Source organism: Microbacterium sp. MRS-1 (assembly GCF_000585455.1).
GTDB lineage: Bacteria > Actinomycetota > Actinomycetes > Actinomycetales > Microbacteriaceae > Microbacterium > Microbacterium laevaniformans.
The window spans coordinates 1-4712 of record NZ_JAUF01000100.1; the positions used below are offsets into that span (position 1 = coordinate 1).

At 69.1% G+C, this 4712-nt stretch carries 5 protein-coding genes; 4 read left to right on the forward strand and 1 reads right to left on the reverse strand.

Going from position 1 to position 4712, the window contains the following annotated elements; translation table 11 throughout:
• The first annotated feature begins 48 nt into the window (after positions 1-48).
• Complete coding sequence (locus AS96_RS13830) at positions 49-411, forward strand: GNAT family N-acetyltransferase (protein WP_036290961.1); 363 nt, start codon at positions 49-51, stop codon at positions 409-411.
• 33 nt (positions 412-444) lie between these two features.
• Positions 445-837, forward strand: coding sequence for an RNA-binding S4 domain-containing protein (locus tag AS96_RS13835; protein WP_036290964.1), 393 nt, complete (start codon positions 445-447; stop codon positions 835-837).
• A 13-nt stretch (positions 838-850) separates the two neighbouring features.
• On the opposite strand, the gene AS96_RS13840 is transcribed toward AS96_RS13835, so the two are convergent.
• Positions 851-1744, reverse strand: coding sequence for an NUDIX domain-containing protein (locus tag AS96_RS13840; RefSeq protein WP_036290967.1), 894 nt, complete (start codon positions 1742-1744; stop codon positions 851-853).
• A gap of 165 nt (positions 1745-1909) precedes the next feature.
• Between AS96_RS13840 and AS96_RS13845 the strand changes: the two genes are divergently transcribed.
• Together AS96_RS13845 and AS96_RS13850 are read left to right on the forward strand one after the other, a co-directional pair.
• On the forward strand, positions 1910-3739 hold the full coding sequence (locus AS96_RS13845; RefSeq protein WP_036290970.1) for a ribonucleoside triphosphate reductase: 1830 nt from the start codon (positions 1910-1912) through the stop codon (positions 3737-3739).
• A complete protein-coding gene (locus AS96_RS13850) occupies positions 3709-4449 on the forward strand; it encodes an anaerobic ribonucleoside-triphosphate reductase activating protein (protein WP_036290972.1) in 741 nt (246 codons plus the stop codon). The genes AS96_RS13845 and AS96_RS13850 overlap by 31 nt, the downstream gene beginning before the upstream one ends.
• Positions 4450-4712: the final 263 nt, after the last annotated feature.

Below are 4712 nucleotides of genomic sequence, written 5' to 3' on the forward strand. Positions count from 1 at the left end.
TCCGCATGCTCCTCGCCGCCGGCGGACTCACCCCATGACCCCCACCGAATGTCCGAAGAGCCGGTCAAGGTGTCACCACGACCGGATCAGCCGCGTCTGGCCGCCACGCGCGCTTTCCAGCAATCGCCAGAGCCGTTCGACGACGAGTCCGTCTGGGCGATCACGTGCTTCGTGGTCCGGAAGGAGTTCCGTGGGCAGGGTCTGGCGGGGCGCCTGCTCGACGCCGCCGTCGACCACGCGCGTACGCACGGCGCACGGGTCGTCGAGGGCTATCCCGTCGACACCAGCGCCGGCAAGACCTCCTCGAACGATCTCTATCACGGCGCGCTCTCGAGCTTCGTCGACGCGGGCTTCGTCGAGGTGGCCAGACCCGGCCCCACACGACCGATCGTCTCGCTCACGGTGGCGTGACTGGACACGAGATCGACACGGCAGAATCGAGGGATGAGCGAGCCGTCCGTCCGCATCGACAGCTGGCTGTGGGCCGTGCGCGTTTACAAGACCCGTTCCGCCGCAACCACGGCATGGCGCGCCGGCCACGTGCGCATCGGCGGAGAGAAGGCGAAAGCCTCACAACCCGTGCGCATCGGCGATGAGATCCGCGTACGCATCGCCGGCTTCGACCGGATGCTGGTCGTGCGACAACTGCTGACGAAACGTGTGGGAGCGCCGATCGCCGCCCTCGCCGCCGAAGACCGCACGCCGCCACGCGAGCGCGTGGCGCTGCTCGCCGTCCGCGACCGCGGCGCAGGAAGGCCCACCAAACGCGAGCGCCGCGACATCGATCGGCTGCGCGGACGCGACGCTGTCACCGGCTACGCGACCGACGACGACTGACCGCCCGGCGACCTCAGTCGAGGTCGAGCCACGACGGCCCGTGCGCCGCCGCACCGAGCGCGCCCACGCGCGCCCGCAGTTCCCGATCGCTCGTTACCACGACCACACGCCGCCCCGCAGCAGTGAGCGCGGCCACTTCCGCGACGATCGCGTCGTCACCCTCAGCGTCCGCGCGCACCACCGCGACGCCCGGAACCTCCTCGACAGCCCGCGCCTGCCCCTCGACCACGACGCGCACCTCGGGAAACCACACATCCGCGCGAAGATCCAGCCGCCCGGCATCCATCCCTCGCACCGCCCGTACGCGCAGCCGCTCCAGCAGCCGTGCGGTCGCACCGGCCCGATCCTTCCACCAGCCATCGGGCACCGAACCGACCACGTTCGCCGCGTCCACCACCACGACCGGGTGCACCTGAAGCAGCGACCGCAACAGCGGCCACGACGCGGCGAAGCCGGGATGCAGCGGATACGAGTCGACGGCATCCACCGGCACCCACGCCAGCTCACGGCTCTCCGGATCGCTGATGACCGCCTGGAACGGCTCGATGACATCCGCGACAACGGTCGCGTAGCTCCACACGCCGACGTCGTACAGGCTGATCAGCCGGGGCCGGACAGCGGATGCCGGCACTCCCGCCTCTTCAGCCGACTCCCGCAACGCTCCCTCGCACGCAGACTCGTCCTGATGGCGCGCACCACCCGGCAGCCCCCACGTGTCGCCGAAGTGGCTCCACGCCACGCGATGCTGCAGCAGCACCCCGCGCTCGGGGTCGAACGCGAGAAGACCTGCCGCGCCGAAGCGACCCCAGTACTTCGTGCCGTCGTCTGCGATCACCCAGGCATCACCGGGATCGCGCGGCCCATCGGGGCGGCGCGGCTCTCCGGGGGCGGGAGACACGATCGTCACCCGCCCAGCCTGTCACACCGCGGTGCAAGCGAGAGCAGCGAGGCGCGTTTTTGCACGGCGCATGACTCCGCGACACGCCCATATCTGGGCGAGACAGCAATTCGGACCCCCACATATTGTGGTCAGACCAACCTCACCTCCCTACATATCGAAGGCAGGATCATCATGACCTCCCCCCGTTCCGTCTCCGTCGCCGAGACCATCGATGAGTACCTTGCCCGCGCGGACTGGCGGGTCAACGCAAACGCGAACCAGGGATACTCGCTGGGCGGCATGATCCTGAACGCGGCGGGAAAGCTCATCGCCAACTACTGGCTCGACGAGGTCTACGCGCCCGAGGCGGGCACCGCGCACCGCGAAGGCGACCTCCACATCCACGACCTCGACGTCTTCGCCGGCTACTGCGCCGGGTGGTCGCTGCGGATGGTGCTCGAACAGGGCTTCAACGGCGTGCCCGGAAAGATCGCTTCCGCTCCGCCCCGCCACTTCTCCAGCGCGCTCGGCCAGCTCGTCAACTTCCTGGGAACGCTGCAGAACGAGTGGGCCGGCGCGCAGGCGTTCAGCTCGTTCGACACCTACCTCGCCCCCTACGTGCGCATCGACGACCTGAGCTACGACGAGGTGCGCCAGGCGATGCAGGAGTTCATCTTCAACCTCAACGTGCCCTCGCGCTGGGGCACGCAGACCCCGTTCACCAACCTGACGTTCGACTGGGTGTGCCCCGACGACCTCGCCGATCAGCACCCCCTCGTCGGCGGTCAGGTGCAGGTGTTCGCGTACGGCGACCTGGCCGAGGAGATGGCCGTCATCAACCGCGCCTTCATCGACGTGATGACCGATGGTGACCAGGACGGGCGCGCCTTCACGTTCCCCATCCCCACGTACAACATCACGAAGGACTTCGACTGGCACGGCGCCAACACCGACGCCCTCTTCGGGATGACGGCGAAGTACGGCCTGCCCTACTTCCAGAACTTCGTGACCTCCGACCTCGACCCGCACATGATCCGCTCGATGTGCTGCCGCCTGCAGCTCGACCTCACCGAACTGCTCAAGCGCGGCAACGGGCTTTTCGGCTCGGCCGAGCAGACCGGGTCGATCGGCGTCGTGACCGTCAACTGCGCGCGCCTCGGGTTCGTGCACTCCGGCGACGAGGATGCCGTCATCGCCCGCCTCGACGAGCTTCTCGAGATCGCTCGAGACAGCCTCGTCGCCAAGCGCGCCGTCATCGCCCACCACCTCGACGGCGGCCTCTTCCCCTACACGCAGCGCTACCTCGGTACGCTCGACAACCACTTCTCGACCATCGGCGTCAACGGCCTCAACGAGTACGTCCGCAACTTCACGCGCGACGCCGACGACATCACCACCGCACGCGGCATGAGCCTGGCGACGCGCCTGCTCGACCACGTCCGCGAGCGCATGGTCGAGTTCCAGGAGCAGACCGGGCACATGTTCAACCTCGAGGCGACGCCCGCCGAAGGAACCACCTACCGGTTCGCGAAGGAAGACATCGCGCGGCTTCCCGGCATCCGCCACGCCGGCACCGCCGACAACCCGTACTACACGAACTCGTCGCAGCTGCCCGTCGGCTACACGAGCGACCCCTTCCTCGCCATGCAGATGCAAGAGGCGCTGCAGGCGAAGTACACCGGCGGAACGGTGCTGCACCTCTACATGGGAGAAGCGATGCCGTCCGCCGAGGCCTGCCGCGAACTCGTCCGCCGATCACTGTCGCGCTTCCGGCTGCCGTACATCACGGTGACGCCGACCTTCTCGATCTGTCCCCGTCACGGCTACCGGTCCGGCCACCACGAGCAGTGCCCCGACTGCGGCGCCGCGTGCGAGGTGTGGACCCGCGTGATGGGTTACTTCCGGCCGATCGCCAGCTTCAACGTCGGCAAGAAGGGCGAAGCTGAAGAGCGGGAGTACTTCTCCGCTGCCCTTCCCGCCGAGGAGGCGACATGGTCCGCACCGCTGCAGCCTGTGAACTGAACATTGCGGGGGTCACGCCGTTCTCGACCGTGGACTGGCCCGACATGATGACCGCGACGGTCTTCCTGCAAGGCTGCCCGTGGAGCTGCTTCTACTGCCACAATCCCGCGCTCATCGATCCGCGGGCCGAGGGCGCGGTGTCGTGGGCGGACGTCACCGATCTGCTGTGCGACCGGATGGGGCTGCTCGACGGCGTCGTGTTCTCCGGCGGCGAGCCCACGCTGCAGCACGCACTCGTTCCGGCGATGCAGATGGTGCGCTCGCTCGGCTTCCGCGTGGGCCTGCACACCGCGGGCGCCTACCCGGGGCTGCTGGCCCAGGCGCTGCCGTTCGTCGACTGGGTGGGCCTGGACATCAAAGCCACGCCCGACGACTACGCCAACGTCACCGGTCGCGCTCCCAGTGGAGCCCATGCGTGGCGATCGTTGGAGCTCGTGCTCGGCAACCGGCTGCTGCGCGCGGGGTCGGATCACCCGCTCGACTACGAGGTGCGCACGACCGTGCACCCGGCGGCGATCGACGACGCGGCACTCCGCGAGCTCGGATGCCGTCTCGCCGACGCGGGCGTCGACACGTGGGCCGTGCAGCGGTTCCGCGAGACGGGAGCGCGACAGCCGCTGCCCCGCGTGAGCACGACGGATGCCGAGGCTGCTCCCCTGCGCTTGGACGACCTGCCGGTGGAGCGGTTCCGCTCGCTGGTCATCCGCTGACGCCGGCGCGTGTCGACTCGCGGCTGCGCCGCTCGCTCAACGACCGGGACCGGGGCGAGCGCGCGTGGCGCCGTCGCGCTGGCCACTGCCCGAACTACAAGCCCTCCGCCCGGCCGCCCACCCACCCGAACTGCAAGGGATGCGGGGCGACACGCCGCGGCATCCGCGCACCACACCGCGTGTCGGCGCTGAGGCCTTGCAGTTCGGGTGGCACCGGCCGGCGCCATTCGCTCGACGACCGGGACGAAGCACCTGGCGTGACC

Bases quoted from the DNA above. Each gene is read 5' to 3' on its own strand.
- AS96_RS13830 (WP_036290961.1), top strand. From the start codon at position 49: ATGTCCGAAGAGCCGGTCAAGGTGTCACCACGACCGGATCAGCCGCGT.
- AS96_RS13835 (WP_036290964.1), top strand. From the start codon at position 445: ATGAGCGAGCCGTCCGTCCGCATCGACAGCTGGCTGTGGGCCGTGCGC.
- AS96_RS13845 (WP_036290970.1), top strand. From the start codon at position 1,910: ATGACCTCCCCCCGTTCCGTCTCCGTCGCCGAGACCATCGATGAGTAC.
- AS96_RS13850 (WP_036290972.1), top strand. From the start codon at position 3,709: ATGGTCCGCACCGCTGCAGCCTGTGAACTGAACATTGCGGGGGTCACG.